The organism is Pseudoduganella lurida, from assembly GCF_007830455.1.
GTDB lineage: Bacteria > Pseudomonadota > Gammaproteobacteria > Burkholderiales > Burkholderiaceae_D > Rugamonas > Rugamonas lurida.
Genome location: NZ_VLLB01000001.1, coordinates 156,759 through 171,692 on the forward strand (window position 1 = coordinate 156,759; position 14,934 = coordinate 171,692).

A 14,934-nucleotide genomic window follows, 5' to 3' on the forward strand; every position below is an offset into this window, starting at 1 on the left:
CGACGCCGGCTTCAGGAAACGTGCCGCCCGGCGGACGGAGGCAGTGCCGCAGGAACGGCCTTTGTGTTATCCGCGCGGCCACTTCTCTGCACCTGTCCCGACCGAAAATGGACAATTCGAGCGGCACCTGTTGGTCAGCCGATCGTCTGCTGCTACAATGCAAATGGTTCTCATTCGCGCCTTCTTTCCGCATCGCTGCCGGCGCGGGAAATTCGGCGGCAGATGGTGATCTTCAGTACCCATTCCTGCAGGTCCCGTCCGCTCTCAGAAAGACTGCCATGGCCGCATTGCCCAGTTCCGCCTCTCACATCGCCGCGCGCACTGCCGCCGCGGTCCTCGGCGGTTACGCCTTCACCTGGGGCGTCGTCGCCTTCGGGATGGCCGGCCTGTTCGCCATCGGACTGGAATTCCACGATGCCGAACACCTGTCCTACATCATCGGTTTGCTGGCCTTCCTGGTCGCGTTCCTGATGGCGTTTGCCGCCCGCAGCCTGCTGCGCGTCTGGCTCGTCCTCGCAGGTGGCGGCGCCTTGCTGGCAGCCGGCGCCTCGCTGCTGCAGCAGCAACTCGTTTGAACTGACGGAGATCTCGCAATGTTCCAGAATTACCGCCTGGCGATGGCCTGGCTGCACACGTGGTTCGGCCTGGCGCTCGGCTTCGTGCTGATCGTCGTGTTCTTCTTCGGTTCACTGTCCGTGTTCGACCGCGAGATCGACCGCTGGTCGATTCCCGCGACGCGCTTCGCACCGCAGCCGATGCCGTCGTTCGACAAGCTGCTGCAGCCGGTCTTCAAGGACATGCAGCCGCTGGAAGAACAGCGCGCGCTGGTGCGGGGCAGCGTCGACGGCGAGCTGCCGGCGCGCTTCGAGAACGTGATCCGCTGGGGCGCCTACACGACGCACCGCGACCCGGTGCTGTCGCTGTTTGCCGTGTATCCGATTCCGAATGCGAAGGATCCGGAGACCACCATCTTCGCGGCGCGCACCGTCGATCCGCGCGACGGCAGCGCCTTGCCGGACGACCGCCTGAAGGTGGGCAGCGGCTTCTTCTATCCGCTGCACTACAGCCTCACGCTGAACTGGCAGAACCTGGGCTACTGGATCGTCGGCTTCGCGGCCCTGATGATGCTGGTGGCACTGGTGACAGGCGTGATCATGCACCGCAAGATCTTCCGCGAACTGTTCACGTTCCGTCCCAACAAGAGCACCCAGCGCAGCATGCTGGACATGCACAACCTGACGGGCGTGGTCGCACTGCCGTTCCACTTCTTCTTTGCGTTCACCGGCCTGGTGATCTTTGCCTATATCTATTTCCCGGTCGCGCACACCCAGCTGACTCCGATCCACGACCAGCACGAACGGCTCGAAGCGCAGGAAACCGGCCTGCCGCACAAGCCGGCCGGCGTGGCTGCGCCGATCGCCTCCGTCGATGCGATGGTGGCCGAAGCGCAGCGCCGCTGGGCCGCGAAGGGCATGGCGGGCGAAGTCGGCTACCTGAACGTCGAGCACGTGGGCGATGTGAACAGCTTCGTGAGCGTTTATCGCGCCGGCACCGACCGCGTCGCACTGACGGGCGAGGGCATCCACTTCAAGGCCACCACGGGCGAAGTGCTGCGCGAAGATCCGCCACCGACGATCGTCGGCCGCATCAACGAGTTCCTGACCGGCCTGCATCTGCAGCACTTCCGCCACTGGCTGCTGCGCTGGCTGTATGTGCTGGGCGGCCTGGCCGGCTGCGCGTGCATCGCCACCGGCTTCCTGTTCTTCGTGGAGAAGCGCAAACGCCAGCACGCCAAGGTGGGCAGCAGCGGCGCCCGCATCGTCGATGCCCTGTCCGTCACCACCGTGACGGGCATGCTGATCGCGGCGCTCGGCATCCTGATCGCCAACCGCCTGCTGCCGGACACGATGCCGGCCGGCTGGCCATGGCGCGGCGACATGGAAAAATACTGCTTCTGGGGCGTGTGGATCGTGGCCATGGCGCATGCGTTCTGGCGCACGTCGGTCGTCGCCGAAGGCAAGCTGGCACCGGCCTGGCGCGAGCAGTGCATCGCCATCGCCGTGCTGGCGGTCGTCGCTCCGGTGCTGAACTGGATCACCACCGGCGACCATCTGCTGCGCACGGTCGGGCAGGGCTACTGGCCGGTGGCCGGCGTGGACCTGTTCATGCTGGCCGGTGCCGCCGTGGCGGCCCTGGCGGCGCGCCATCTGGGCCGCAGGACGGCGGTTGCCGTCACGGCACCGTCCGCCCTGGGAGCAGGCCATGCATGACGCGCTGACATTGCTGGTGGCGTTGCTGGCCGCCGTCGCCGGCATGGGCTGGTTCGCGCTATCGAACGAGGTGCACTGGCGGCAGGTGAGAGGGAGTACCTGTCCGGAGGTGTTCATGCACCGCCTGCGCATCCTGGGCGGCCTGGGCATCACGGCAGCCCTGGCGTTCTGCCTGTCGGTCGATTCCGCATCGATCGCCGTGCTGGTGTGGCTGATGGTGCTGGCCGCGGCGGCGTTGACGATCGCCTTCACCTTGACGTGGCGGGCAAGGGCGCTGCGGGTACTGGTGTTCTGGTACTGGTAACTGCCCAATCCTTGTTGCAGGGGACGTTCCACTGGCGGTCGGACAGAGGTCGGACACAACCGCATTGCGGTGGATCGCGGCCGCTGCCGGAATGCGTTTGCGAACGGGGCGGCAAAGCCATTTCCCAGCGTCCCCGCTGCCACGCCAACTCGACATTACGGACTATATTGTCGAGTTAAAGTACTGGATGGAGTACTGTATAATACTGGCTATCCAACCAGTATTGCCTGCCGATGTCCGTCAACAAATTCGCCCCGATCGACCTCGATCCGTATGCCGCACCGGTGGCCGGGGCCGAGGAACGCCGTACCCGTGACCTGGAAGCCCTCCGCAGCATCGCCGAAGATGCCATCACGGATGCCCGCACGGACAGCGAGATCGCCCGCGAATTCATCAGCCACGGCGAACTGCGTCCGAAATCCATCGCCAACACCCAGAAGGAGCTGTTCCGCTTCCTCACCTGGTGCCGGGAGGAGGCGGGAAAATCGCTGCGCCAGCTCACCGTCAACGACCTGAACGCGTACAAGGAATTCCTCAAGGACCCGCCGGCGGCCTGGATTTCAACCACCAAGTGGCCGCGCACGGACGCGCGCTACCGCCCATTTACCGGGCCGCTGTCCGACGCGAGCCGGCGCCAGGCCATGATCGCCGTGAAGGGCCTGTTCGCGTTTGCCGAACAGACCGGCTACCTGCGGCGCGATCCCGGCGCGCTCGTCCGCAACGTACGCACGCCAACGGCCAGCCGCATCACGCGCTACCTGACGCAGGACGCGATCGGCCTGGCGCTCGCCACGCTGGCAGCGCGTCCTGCTGAAACGCCGGCGGCGGTCCGTCGCCGCGAACGCGACCGGTTTCTGCTGATTGCGTATGCCCACACGGGCGCGCGGCTGAACGAAATCGTCAGCGCGAACATGGGCGCCATCTACACCGAAGGCAACGGCCGCTGGTGGCTGGATGTGCTGGGCAAAGGCAGCAAGCCGCGCCGCCTGCCGGTGCCGCCCGACCTGCTGGAGGCGTTCCGCCGCTACCGCACGGCCTTCGGTCTGCTGCCACACGCCAACCGCACGGACGACACGCCGCTCGTTCTGTCCAGCCGCGGCGCCGCGCTGACGCGGATCACGGACGAAGCCGCGTCCGAAGCCATGAAGGCCGTCTTCCTTGCGGGCGCCGGTGCGGCAGCGGCGCGCGGCGACACCGACACCGCCGCGCAATTACGCCAGGCGTCCACGCACTGGCTGCGCCACAGCATGCTGACGAACCACGCGAACAACGGCGTCCAGCTCAAGACACTGCAGGAAACCGCCGGCCACGCGAACATCGCCACGACCGCGGCGTATCTGCACAAGACGGACAACGAGCGGCACGACGAGATCCTGGCGTCGGCGGGGAAGAAAAGCCCGTTGTGAGCTTCGTCGATGCCGCTCGGGCGACCTTAGTGGGCACCGGGAGAAGTCGGGCACTACCGGCATCTGGGCGCAGTCGTGATCCTGGCATCAACTGTATTTGACATAATATAGATTATGCGAAGTTATGGGTTCCGGGCCGGACTGTCTTCTTTGCTGCCGAATTCGTAGCGCTCGGACCTAAACATATGCCCATTCACGACCTAAGACTCAGTGCGAGATGAATTTCGGGCTTTCTGACGTCTCCGCTACGCATTTAGGTCCGGAAAATGGACTGGGCGTTTCCAACCTATCTTTAGGTTCTGTGGATTTTCCGGCCGCCCCGAAAACTATGGCAATAGATCGGCACATCTGGCCCTGTCCATCCGTCCGTCCATCGGTCCAGCCGCCCATAGTGAGCGGAACGATAATCGCTTATGTGGAGCCCGCGCTGCCTGGCTTGCTGCGCCGTTTGCCCTTCGCGTCGGGACCTGCGGCACGGTTTTGTACATCCCGAGGTTCGATGCGACGCCGCTCCAACTCGTCATGCAAGTGGTCTGCCCGTACACTGTCCGCGGCCGATTGCCGTATCGCTGCCTCTAGCTTTGTGCGTACTGACTGTAGCTCTTGTCTGTCACGGTCCCGCTCGTTCTTCAAGATGTCAACGGCATTCTGCAATGCACCGATCTGTTCCCTGAGTTCCGCAATTTTCGTCTGGGCCGCATCATGGTCGACGCGTGCTCGCGCGATCGCAGCAATGTGCTCGGCTCGCTCCGCTTCAAGTGCCTTCTGCAGTTTCGCTGCGGCGGTGCGTTCTCTGTCGATGTCTTGTAGCGCGCGCCTTCCCATATCGGCGAACCTCTCCTCGGCCAAGCGGGTACGGTCCGCCAATCGTTCTCGCTCCTCGACATGCTGGGCGCTCAGCTCCCTCAAGCGCGCTTGCGTGGCCTCCAAATCGCCGCGGGCATCTTTCAGTCGCACCTCTAAGCCTTCCCTGATCGCGGCTGCGGTCGCTTGCGCTTCCCGAAGTTGACCCGCGTCGTTCTCGCTGGTGTGCAGCTGTGAGCGAAGGCTCTCAACTAACCGCAGGGCTTCCGCATGGGCAAGCTGTTCACTCGCCAAGTCCGCCTTGGCGTTGTCGACTGCGATAGCGGCGTCCGTCTGAAGTGTCGCCACCGACTCAAGGGACTTCGACTGAGCTGACTTCCACAGGGTCGCCACCAGGTCTCCAGCTGCCGTCCGTAACTCGTCTGGGAGGTCCGAATGCTCGATCGTGACACGGGAGTGTTCGCGCAGTGTTTTCCAGAACTGGCTCAGCGCTTCCGTCGGCGCCGACATACTACCCTTGCGGACCAGCTGATACAACTTGTTTGCCGTTGGCGTAATGCCATGTCGGAAAAATAGTAATACGCAGACTTCGCGGTAAAGGTCCTGCGTGCGCGGAAATTGCTCGCGCAGCTCGGCGACACTTGCTGCGATAGCGTTTTCACTCGCATTCTCTTCGGTATTCATCGGATAGCCTCCGGCATCGTTTCTTCCTATATTATTACGTAATACGTCAAAAAACCTGACACCCACCTAGAAAATATGACATTACTTCTATAATGTCAGATATTTGGGGCGCCTGTCTTACGCGGTCTCGTCACTCTTCCGTAATGCCGGCTAAAGCTGCGACAACTTTCACTCGACAAGCCGGCCCCCCCTTGAAAGCCGATCGAAAGAGGCTTTACGGCATAACCTGTCATTCTTCGTCCCGAATGACGCCCGAAGTGCCCCCTCCCCGTTCATCCACCCAGCCTTTCGCTGATCGGCCTTAGTAAGGACATGGAACTGGCGCGTTTTCGACGTGGCATCTACATCTCCATTGCCGGCGACGGAGCGCGGCTCGTGTCAAGGCACTTGGACGAAATGAATGCAGAGCATCAGCACTTGATTGCGCCGGGCTTAGGGATCACGAGCGGCGCGGTGGTTGACGGCGCCGTCCGATGGCCTTCCTGTCGTTCTCATCCTCTTCAAGCACAAACAATCTATTTATTTATATAAATATTCCAGGCTGCGCGCGGCCTGAGGCGTCATTATGTTGATTCCGTTGTCGCTCGGCCTGGCAGTCGGCATGATCCTGTCGCTCATAGGCGCCGGCGGAGGCATATTTGCAGTTCCATTGCTCGTGTTCGGAAGCTACATAAGCGTCGCACAATCCGGCCCGATCAGGCTGATGGCCGTAGGGATGGCGGCGGCGCTGGGCGCCATCCTCGGGTTGCGCGCCGGGGTGGTGCGCTACCGTGCAGCGCTCCTGGTTCCCAGCGCGTTCCAAGCGTATTCTTTGGGTAGAAGCTGTCGTACTGCTGGCGTTTGTCGTACTCGCCGCTTGGCTAGCGTCAACGTCGCCTCCCGGCGAACAGATGTGAAGCGTCCGAGTAGTCGTCGCTGATTCACGCTGGATAGCCGGCCCTTACAGCTGTCTTCCACAAATCCGCGCGCCATCGCCGCTGGATGATTCAAAGCGAGCCGGCTTTTACAGCGTCGAGCCACGTTTTCATGTCGCGACGACGATCGCGTGGGCCAGCGGATGCTCGCTATTCCGGTAACGCTGGCCGCGATGCGCGGTACGTCCTGCGCGCTGCCATCGGGGGCAGCCATACCCGAATGAGACGTTGGGCTGCCCACGGTGAGCATGCCGGTCTTGTCCGTGATGAAGGTATCGATTATGAGCAGGTCCCTAATCGCAGCGGCATCGTAAACAGATCGGCACGAGGATCAAGATGAAATTATCGGCTATCGCGTCAGCCGGACGCTGCATCGGCGCACGCCAGCGCAGAGCGTGAGCTAAGCTGCTTCGTTCCACGCCTGCATCGGCAATATACGAAAAAAAGTTGCGCGAGAACGGAATAAAAACACGACCGGACTCGTTTATCCATACGAGAACATGTTTCTCGCGGCCTTTTTTAGCGATATTCTGACTGGAAGCCCATATGACCATCAAGCACATCATCTTCGCAATCGCCTGTACAGGCACCGCCGCACATGCCATGGCCGGCCCGGCGCTGGACGCCGCGCAAGCGCATTTCACCGCAATCGGCGCCGCGGACCGCGCTGCCATCCTGCGCGATTATGCCGACAACGCGCGGCTGATCTGGGTGGGCGGGCCGCTCGACGGCAGCTACGACGGGACTGCATCCATCGGCGCGGTATGGGACAAATTCAATGCCGCCGCCGGCCCTGCGCGCGTTACCGTCCTGAACGCGAGCGAGTCGGCTAATCCGAAAGGCGCTACCGTGACGGCTGCCGTGCAATTCGACGCCAAGGTCCAAGTCAAGGTGCGATACGTACTGACCTACCGCGACGGCAAGCTGGTGAACGAAACCTGGCAGGTCGACCCTAAACTGGCGGCCGGCGGCTACTGAGCCGGCGCGCCGATGTCCTTCGTGCCGGACGATCCCGCCGACCACCTGCTGGCCTGCCTGCCGCGCCTGCGGCGCTATGCCCGCGCGTTGGTCGGCGATCGCGCCGCCGCCGACGACCTGGTGCAGGATACGGTCGAACGCGGCTGGACCGCCCTGTCCGGCTGGCGGCGCGGCAGCGATATGCGCGCCTGGCTGTTCTCGATCATGCACAACCTGCGCGTCGACCAGGCCCGGCGCGGCGCCCTGGACACCGAACCGCTGGACGACGACACGCCGTTGCCGGCCGCGCAGGAACACGTGAGCGCCGGCCTCGAACTGCGCGACCTGGACGCCGCGCTGCGCCTGCTGCCCGAAGAGCAGCGCGAAATCCTGCTGCTGGTCGGGCTCGAGGACATGCGCTACGAAGACGTGGCGCGCCTGCTCGGCGTCCCGGTCGGCACCGTGATGTCGCGCCTGTCTCGCGCGCGCGAGAAATTGCGCGCGTTGATGGACGGCCGCGCGCCCGTCGTTCCATTGAGAGTCGTGAAATGAGCATCCTACCGATCACCGAAGCCGATCTGCACGCCTACGCCGACGGTCGCCTGGCGCCGGCCCGGCGTGCCGAGGTCGACGCCTACTTGGCCGCGCGCCCGGACGACGCCGCGCGCGTGCGGGCGTGGATCGGTCAGAACGACGCGCTGCACGCGCTGTTCGACCCCGTGCTCGACGAACCGCTGCCGGCGCGCCTGGCCGCGCCGCTGCGCGCCCGCCCCGGCCTGCGCGACGTACGGCATTGGCCCTGGCAGGCGCTGGCCGCCGGCCTGGCGCTGGCGCTGCTCGGCGGCGGCGGCGGCTGGAGCCTGCGCGGCGCCGCCGAACGCGATCATCGTCTGGCGTCGATCGAGGCGGGCGCGCCCTTCCCCCAGCCGGCATTCTCGGGCCTGGCACACCAGGCTGCCATCGCCCACGTGGTCTACAGCCCGGACGTGCGGCGCCCGGTGGAAGTCGGCGCCGACCAGGAAGACCAGCTGGTGGCATGGCTGTCCAAGCGCCTGGGCAGCAAAATCCATCCACCGCACCTCGGCAAGCTCGGCTACGAACTGATCGGGGGGCGCCTGCTGCCCGGCGCCAGCGGGCCGGTGGCGCAATTCATGTACCACGACGGCGCCGGCCAGCGCCTGACGTTGTACGTCTCGACCGAGCAGGCGCAGAACAAGGACACGGGCTTCCGGTTCGCCAAGGAAGGCCCGGTCAACGTGTTTTACTGGATCGACGGCAAATTCGGCTATGCGCTGTCGGCCGGCATCGACAAGGGCGAACTCGCGCGCGTCGCGACCGCCGTCTACGAACAACTGGAGGGACCCGTTTGAAACCGATGTATTTGCTTGCCGCCTGCCTGTGGGCCGGCGCCTGCGCCGCCCAGGACATGCCGTTCATGCCCGCACACATGCACGCGCATGCGAGCACGATCGCAAGCGCCGCCCCGCCCGCCTTCGTCGCCAGCAGCGCCAAGCCGTACGCGGCCCTGGCCGACGACGCCATGGCCGTGATGGACGACGACATGCGCCGTGCGCCGATGAACGGGGACCCTGGCCACGACTTCGTCACGATGATGATCCCGCATCACCAGGGCGCGATCGACATGGCCAAGGCCATCCTGGTGCACGGCACCGATCCGGAATTGCGCAACCTGGCGCAAGGCATCATCGCTGAGCAACAAAATGAAATCAATGTCATGCGGGCCTGGCTGCAACGCCACGACGCCGGCACGACCACCCATACCGATAAGGAAGTCCATGCAACGCACTAAATTTGCCGGCACCACCATCCGTGCCGCCGCACTCGCCATCGTACTGGCCGGCGCCCTCACCCCCGCCCACGCCCTCCCAAGCGCCCAGGACCGCGTCTACACCGCCGACCAGAACAGCAACACGGTCTCGGTGATCGACCCGTCCACCAACACCCTGCTGGGCCAGATCCGTCTGGGCAACCTGCGCCCGGACGTGCTCTCGCCGCTGTACAAGGGCGAGGTCAACGTGCACGGCCTGGGCTTCTCGCCGGACCACAAGACGCTGATCGCGATCGCCAACGGTTCCAATTCCGTCACCTTCATCGACACCGCCACGAACAAGGTCAAGGGCGTCACCTACATCGGCCGCTCGCCGCACGAAGGCTTCTTCACGGCGGACGGACGCGAGGTCTGGGTGGTGGTGCGAGGCGAAGACTATATTTCCGTCATCGACCCGGCCACCTTCAAGGAAACGCGTCGCATCCAGACCACCGGCGGGCCTGGCATGGTGATGTTCCACCCGGACGGCAGGCTGGCCTTCGTCGTCTCGAGCTTCAACCCGGTGGTCGATGTCGTCGACGTCAAATCGCACCAGGTCGTCAAGCACATCCCCGTGACCAGCCCGTTCTCGCCCTTCCTGCAATTCTCGCCGGACTTCAAGGAAGTGTGGATGACGCACAAGGACGTGGGCAAGGTCACCCGAATCGACGTCGCGACGCAATCGGTGAAGGGCGTGATCGACACCGGCCTGATCACGAACCACCTGGCGTTCGCGCGCACCCCGGCCGGCGTGCGCGCCTATGTGACGGTCGGCGGCGAGAACGTGGTCAAGGTGTACAGCACCGGCGACGCGCCGGCGCTGGTGGCGACCATTCCCACCGGCGCCCTGCCGCACGGCGTCTGGCGTTCCGACGACGACAGCCGCGTCTACGTCGGCCTGGAAAACGGCGACGGCGTGGACGTCATCGACACCGCCGCCAACAAGGTGGTGGCGCACGCGCCGGTGGGCCAGGCGCCGCAGGCGCTGGTCTACGTCTCGCACGCGGTGCCGGCCGGCGCCGGCACGACCAACCTGGTGCCGCGCGCCAACGCCGAGCCCGTCAACATTGCACTGCGCCCGGCCGGCGGCGGCGCCACCGGCTTCGTGGTGGCGCGCAACCTGGGGCTGACCGATGCGCTGGAGGTGTCGTTGTTTTCCCTGAAGCCGGACACCGTGTATTCGGTATACGCGAGCGGTCAGGCGATGCCGGTGGCGCGCTTCAAGACCAATCCGAAGGGCATGGCAAACGGCACCGCCATCGGCCCGATGCGCGAGGTTGCGAGCGCCCTGTCGGCCAAGGATCCCGGCGCCAGCCGCATCCTGGTGATGGAAGGCGATGCGCCGGCCGACCCGGCCAAAGCCGTCCTGGCAAGCGTGCGCTAGAAACACGGCTCGGCCGCCGGCCCGATCAGAACAGCGAGTGCCGGCCTTCGTCGCTCACGGCCGGCATGTCGTACCGACGGCGCACGTGCATATCCGCGTCGAACTCGTAGACGACCGGCGTGGCGTTCGGCACGTCGAGCGTGGCGATGTCGTCGTCGCTCATTCCTTCCAGATGCTTGATCAGCGCGCGGATGGTGTTGCCGTGCGCCTGGATGACGACGCCCCGTCGCTCGCGCAGCGCCGGCGCCGCCAGCTCTTCCCAAAACGGCCGCACGCGCCGAACCACATCTTCCAGACTTTCGCTCAGCACGATCTCGCCTGCCCGGGCACCGCGGTTACGCGGATCATCCGCATACGCGCGCGCATCTTGCAGCGCCATCGGCGGAGGCGCCACGGCAAACGAGCGGCGCCAGGCGGCGACCTGCGCCGCGCCGTATTCCCGTTCGGCCGTCGCCTTGTTCAGCCCCGTCAGGGCACCGTAATGGCGTTCGTTCAAGCGCGGGTCCGGCACAATCGGCAGCCACATGCGGTCCATTGCTTCGCAGATGATCCATTGCGAGCGGATGGTGCGCTTGAGCATCGATGTGAACGCGACGTCGATCGCCACGCCCGCCGCGCGCAGCGTCGCGCCCACCGCCCGCGCCTGCGCCATGCCGAGCGGCGTGAGGTCGACATCGGTCCACCCCGTGAAGCGGTTATCGGCGTTATAGGCGGACTCGCCGTGGCGGATCAAAATCAGTCGGTGCATGGCGCCTCACTCCTCGGATCGGCTGCGTCCCGGCCGGGTCGCGCGCAACCCCCGGACGAACTGGGATAGAGTAACCGGAAACTTATCCGGGCACGCGTTCGATGCCGGCTTTCACCCTGGAAATTCTTATGAATCCTGCCATTCAAGACATCCATGCGCGCGAGATCCTCGACTCGCGCGGCAACCCGACGGTTGAAGTCGACGTGCGCCTGGTATGCGGCGTCGTCGGTCGCGCCGCCGTGCCTTCGGGCGCTTCGACCGGCATTCATGAAGCCGTCGAACTGCGTGACGCCGAGCCGCGCCGCTACGACGGAAAGGGCGTGAAGAATGCCGTCGCCCACGTCAATGGCGAGATCGCCACCGCCGTTGCCGGCAAGGACGCGACCGACCAGAAAGGCATCGATGCCCTTCTCATTGCGCTGGACGGTACGCCGAACAAAAGCAGGATGGGGGCGAACGCCGTTCTGGGCGTGAGTCTGGCTGTGGCGCGCGCTGCCGCCGCGGCGGCGGGCTTGCCCTTGTTCAGTACCCTGTCCGCGTCGCACGCTCCACGCATGCCGGTACCGATGTTCAACATCCTCAACGGCGGGGTACACGCCAATTGGCAAGCGACCGATTTTCAGGAATTCATGATCGCCCCCGTCGGCGCCCCCACGTTCGCCGAGGGCGTACGCTACGGCGCCGAGATCTACCATCGCCTGCGCACCATCCTCAAGGAGCGTGGTTACAACACGGCGGTCGGGGATGAGGGCGGCTTCGCGCCTATCCTTAAGCGCAACGCCGAGGCCGTCGAATTAATCCTCGAAGCGATCGAAAAGGCAGGCTATCGACCCGGTGACGACATCGTGCTGGCGCTCGATCCGGCGTCGTCCGGCTTTTACGAGGACGGCCTGTACCACCTTCGCAGCGAGGGCCGTAAGGTCGATGCGGCCGGGCTGGTCGACCTGTACGAGGGATGGATCGAACGCTATCCGATCGCCGTGTTGGAAGACGGATTGGCGGAGGACGACTGGGCCGGCTGGCGCATGATGAACAAACGGCTGGGCAAAAAGGTCGAACTGGTTGGCGACGATCTGTTCGTGACCAACGTCAAACGCATCGAACGCGGAATTCAGGAAGACGTCGCCAATGCCGTTTTGATCAAACCGAACCAGATCGGCACCCTCACCGAAACGCGCGCCGCAGTCGAACTGGCCTACCGTGCCGGTTGGGGCGCCATGGTCTCCCATCGCAGCGGCGAAACGGTCGACAGCTTCATTGCCGATATGACGGTCGGATTCGGTACAGGACACCTCAAGACCGGGGCACCTGCGCGCGGCGAGCGCGTGGAAAAATACAACCAGCTGATGCGCATCGAAGAAGCGATGGGTCGAGATGCCTCTTACGCTGGCCGCGATGCGTTCGTGCGCGGGTAGGTTGAAAACAGCTTAGCCCGATGACGCGCCTGGTTACACGCATCGTCGTCGTTCGTCATGGCCACGTCGATGGCATCGATCCGCCGCGATTTCGTGGATGCGCCGAATTCCCGCTCTCCGAACTCGGACGGCGCCAAGCGGAGGCGCTGGGACGGCGCGTGGCGCGTGGCTGGCAGCCGGATGCCATTTACACCAGCAATTTATCCCGTTGCATCGATACGGGCACGGCGATCGAGCGCGCAACCGGCGCGCCTGCAAGCGTTCTCGGCGAGCTCGCCGACATCGACTACGGCCAGTGGCAAGGTTTGACGCACGATCGTGTCGAGTCCTTGTGGCCCGGGCCGGCACGGATGTGGTTTTCGAAACCCGACATGGCCTTGATACCCGGCGGCGAGACGCTCGCACAGGTGTTGGTACGCGTCATGAGTGTCCTCCATTTCGTGCTTTTGAAACACGCCGGCCAGACCGTCGTCCTGGTCGGGCACGACAGCGTCAACCGTGTGCTGTTGTTGCATTGCCTTGGGCTTTCTCTCAGTCATTATTGGCAACTCCGGCAGACGCCTTGCTGCGTGAATGAATGCACGTTCGAGGACGATTCGTTCGTCATCCAACGCATTAACGAAACCGGTCACCTGATTGGCGTTTAAACAAGGAAATGGCGGGAAGACGAGTGGATCGAAGTTTTTACAGCAGGTTAAAAGGTCGAATTCGGCGTCGCCTGCGCTCAGGACGCCGCGCGATGATTTGGCGGAACAAGCAAACCTTGCTATGATTGACTTTAATTGGAGATGGCATTCCTCCCGTAACCGCTCAATCCCGAGCTGATGATGCCTACCTTTCCCGGCCGGGAAGGTAGGCGCATGCCTCGATCCGGACCAGCTGGGCTCACTCACTGGACCGATGAAACCTGATCACACACCCGAACAAGTCGAGCTTTTGCATTACATGGCGAAGTGGCTGCTGCTTTCCGTCATCGCGGCCGCACTCGCCGGCTCCGCGTCCGCATTCTTCCTGTTTGCACTCGAGCGCGTCACCCAAATCCGTGTCGCGTCACCGCAGATCATCTGGCTGCTCCCCCTGGCCGGGTTCGCCGTGGGGTGGATCTATCATCGCCTCGGAAAGGATGTCGAGGCCGGCAACAACCTGATCATCGACGAGATCCACGACCCGAAGAAAACGATCCCGCTGCGGATGGCGCCGCTGGTCCTTGGCGGTACCGTGCTGTCGCACCTGTTCGGCGCATCGGTAGGTCGCGAAGGCACGGCGGTGCAGATGGGCGCCACGCTGGCCGACCAAATCGCCCACATGTTGCGTCTGGACCGCGATACACGCCGGGTACTCGTCATGGCCGGCATGAGCGCCGGCTTCTCATCCGTGTTCGGCACGCCCGTGGCGGGCGCGATCTTCGGCCTGGAAGTACTGGCGATCGGCCGCATGCGCTACGACGCGATCCTGCCCTGCATCGTCGCCGCCATCGTCGCCGACCGCGTGGGACTATGGTGGGGTATCCACCACACGCATTATGTGCTCGGCGCGGTACCGGCTGTCGGTACGACCGGCCTGGTTGCGGTCGTCGTCGCCGGCATCGCGTTCGGCATGGCAGGCATGCTCTTCGCGACGCTGACGCACACGTTGAGCGACACGGCCAAGCGCCATGTGCCGTACGGTCCGGCACGCCCCCTGCTGGGCGGCGCAATCGTCGCCCTGGCGGTCTGGCTGAGCGGGACACAGCGCTATATCGGTCTCGGCATTCCGGTCATCGTCCAGGCGTTCCAGCAGCCGCTGGGATTCGAAGACTCGATCGGCAAACTGGCGTTTACCGTCGTCTCACTCGGCAGTGGCTTCAAAGGCGGCGAAGTGACGCCGCTGTTCTATATCGGCGCCACGCTCGGCAACGCCCTGGCGCCGTTGCTGCACCTGCCTTTCCCGCTACTGGCCGCGCTCGGCTTCGTCGCCGTGTTCGCCGGCGCCGCCAACGTGCCGCTGGCGTCTACCGTCATGGCCATCGAACTGTTCGGCGGCGAGATCGCGCCGTACGCAGCGCTCGCCTGCGTCGTCAGCTACCTGTTCTCGGGGCACACCGGCATCTACCGCGCCCAGCGCATCGGCCGGGCCAAGCACCGGCGCGCGCTTCCCGAGGACCTGCGTCTGTCCGAACTCCATGCCTACCGTGCGCGCGAACGCGCGAGGCCGGCAGCGCAGCGTCCTGAACAGTGAGCC

General features: G+C 64.5%; 14 protein-coding genes and 1 riboswitch. Of the genes, 12 read left to right on the top strand and 2 right to left on the bottom strand.

What is annotated here, in order from left to right:
- The first annotated feature begins 107 nt into the window (after positions 1 to 107).
- The 4 genes from IP91_RS26740 (at position 108) to IP91_RS00785 (ending at position 3,980) form a co-directional block, all read left to right on the top strand.
- Complete coding sequence (locus IP91_RS26740; RefSeq protein WP_371860568.1) at positions 108 to 575, top strand: hypothetical protein; 468 nt, start codon at positions 108 to 110, stop codon at positions 573 to 575.
- An 18-nt stretch (positions 576 to 593) separates the two neighbouring features.
- On the top strand, positions 594 to 2,270 hold the full coding sequence (locus IP91_RS00775) for a PepSY-associated TM helix domain-containing protein (RefSeq protein WP_145646829.1): 1,677 nt from the start codon (positions 594 to 596) through the stop codon (positions 2,268 to 2,270).
- A complete protein-coding gene (locus IP91_RS00780) occupies positions 2,263 to 2,574 on the top strand; it encodes a DUF3325 domain-containing protein (protein WP_145646831.1) in 312 nt (103 codons plus the stop codon). Before IP91_RS00775 ends, IP91_RS00780 begins: the two co-directional genes overlap by 8 nt.
- 233 nt (positions 2,575 to 2,807) lie before the next feature.
- Positions 2,808 to 3,980, top strand: a complete 1,173-nt coding sequence (locus IP91_RS00785) for a tyrosine-type recombinase/integrase (RefSeq protein ID WP_145646833.1) — start codon at positions 2,808 to 2,810, stop codon at positions 3,978 to 3,980.
- A 411-nt stretch (positions 3,981 to 4,391) separates the two neighbouring features.
- Here the strand turns inward: IP91_RS00785 and IP91_RS00790 are convergent, their stop codons facing one another.
- Complete coding sequence (locus IP91_RS00790) at positions 4,392 to 5,468, bottom strand: DNA-binding protein (protein WP_145646835.1); 1,077 nt, start codon at positions 5,466 to 5,468, stop codon at positions 4,392 to 4,394.
- 1,460 nt (positions 5,469 to 6,928) lie between these two features.
- Here IP91_RS00790 and IP91_RS00800 point away from each other — a divergent pair.
- From IP91_RS00800 to IP91_RS00820, 5 genes are read left to right on the top strand one after another with little or no spacing between them, the layout of a single operon-like run.
- Entirely contained in the window at positions 6,929 to 7,360 is a 432-nt protein-coding gene (locus IP91_RS00800; protein ID WP_141839142.1) for a nuclear transport factor 2 family protein, read from the top strand.
- Between the two features lie 12 nt (positions 7,361 to 7,372).
- Positions 7,373 to 7,891, top strand: a complete 519-nt coding sequence (locus tag IP91_RS00805) for an RNA polymerase sigma factor (protein ID WP_141839144.1) — start codon at positions 7,373 to 7,375, stop codon at positions 7,889 to 7,891.
- Complete coding sequence (locus tag IP91_RS00810) at positions 7,888 to 8,709, top strand: anti-sigma factor family protein (protein WP_141839146.1); 822 nt, start codon at positions 7,888 to 7,890, stop codon at positions 8,707 to 8,709. Before IP91_RS00805 ends, IP91_RS00810 begins: the two co-directional genes overlap by 4 nt.
- Before the next feature lie 56 nt (positions 8,710 to 8,765).
- Entirely contained in the window at positions 8,766 to 9,149 is a 384-nt protein-coding gene (gene copM / locus IP91_RS00815; protein WP_370457380.1) for a CopM family metallochaperone, read from the top strand.
- Positions 9,136 to 10,551, top strand: a complete 1,416-nt coding sequence (locus IP91_RS00820) for a YncE family protein (protein WP_141839147.1) — start codon at positions 9,136 to 9,138, stop codon at positions 10,549 to 10,551. The genes copM and IP91_RS00820 overlap by 14 nt, the downstream gene beginning before the upstream one ends.
- 25 nt (positions 10,552 to 10,576) lie before the next feature.
- On the opposite strand, the gene IP91_RS00825 is transcribed toward IP91_RS00820, so the two are convergent.
- The gene (locus tag IP91_RS00825; RefSeq protein ID WP_141839148.1) at positions 10,577 to 11,299 is read right to left on the bottom strand and encodes a 2,3-bisphosphoglycerate-dependent phosphoglycerate mutase; all 723 of its coding nucleotides are present in this window, start codon (positions 11,297 to 11,299) and stop codon (positions 10,577 to 10,579) included.
- Positions 11,300 to 11,427: 128 nt separating this feature from the next.
- Here IP91_RS00825 and eno point away from each other — a divergent pair, with 128 nt between their 5' ends.
- The 3 genes from eno to IP91_RS00840 all read left to right on the top strand — a co-directional run bounded on the left by eno (position 11,428) and on the right by IP91_RS00840 (position 14,931).
- Positions 11,428 to 12,714 carry a phosphopyruvate hydratase gene (eno, locus tag IP91_RS00830; protein WP_141839149.1) on the top strand — a complete coding sequence of 429 codons (1,287 nt, stop codon included), beginning with the start codon at positions 11,428 to 11,430 and terminating at the stop codon, positions 12,712 to 12,714.
- A gap of 20 nt (positions 12,715 to 12,734) precedes the next feature.
- The gene (locus tag IP91_RS00835; RefSeq protein WP_141839150.1) at positions 12,735 to 13,361 is read left to right on the top strand and encodes a histidine phosphatase family protein; all 627 of its coding nucleotides are present in this window, start codon (positions 12,735 to 12,737) and stop codon (positions 13,359 to 13,361) included.
- A 128-nt stretch (positions 13,362 to 13,489) separates the two neighbouring features.
- Positions 13,490 to 13,555: riboswitch (Fluoride riboswitch) on the top strand.
- Positions 13,556 to 13,614: 59 nt separating this feature from the next.
- A complete protein-coding gene (locus IP91_RS00840) occupies positions 13,615 to 14,931 on the top strand; it encodes a voltage-gated chloride channel family protein (protein ID WP_141839151.1) in 1,317 nt (438 codons plus the stop codon).
- Positions 14,932 to 14,934: the final 3 nt, after the last annotated feature.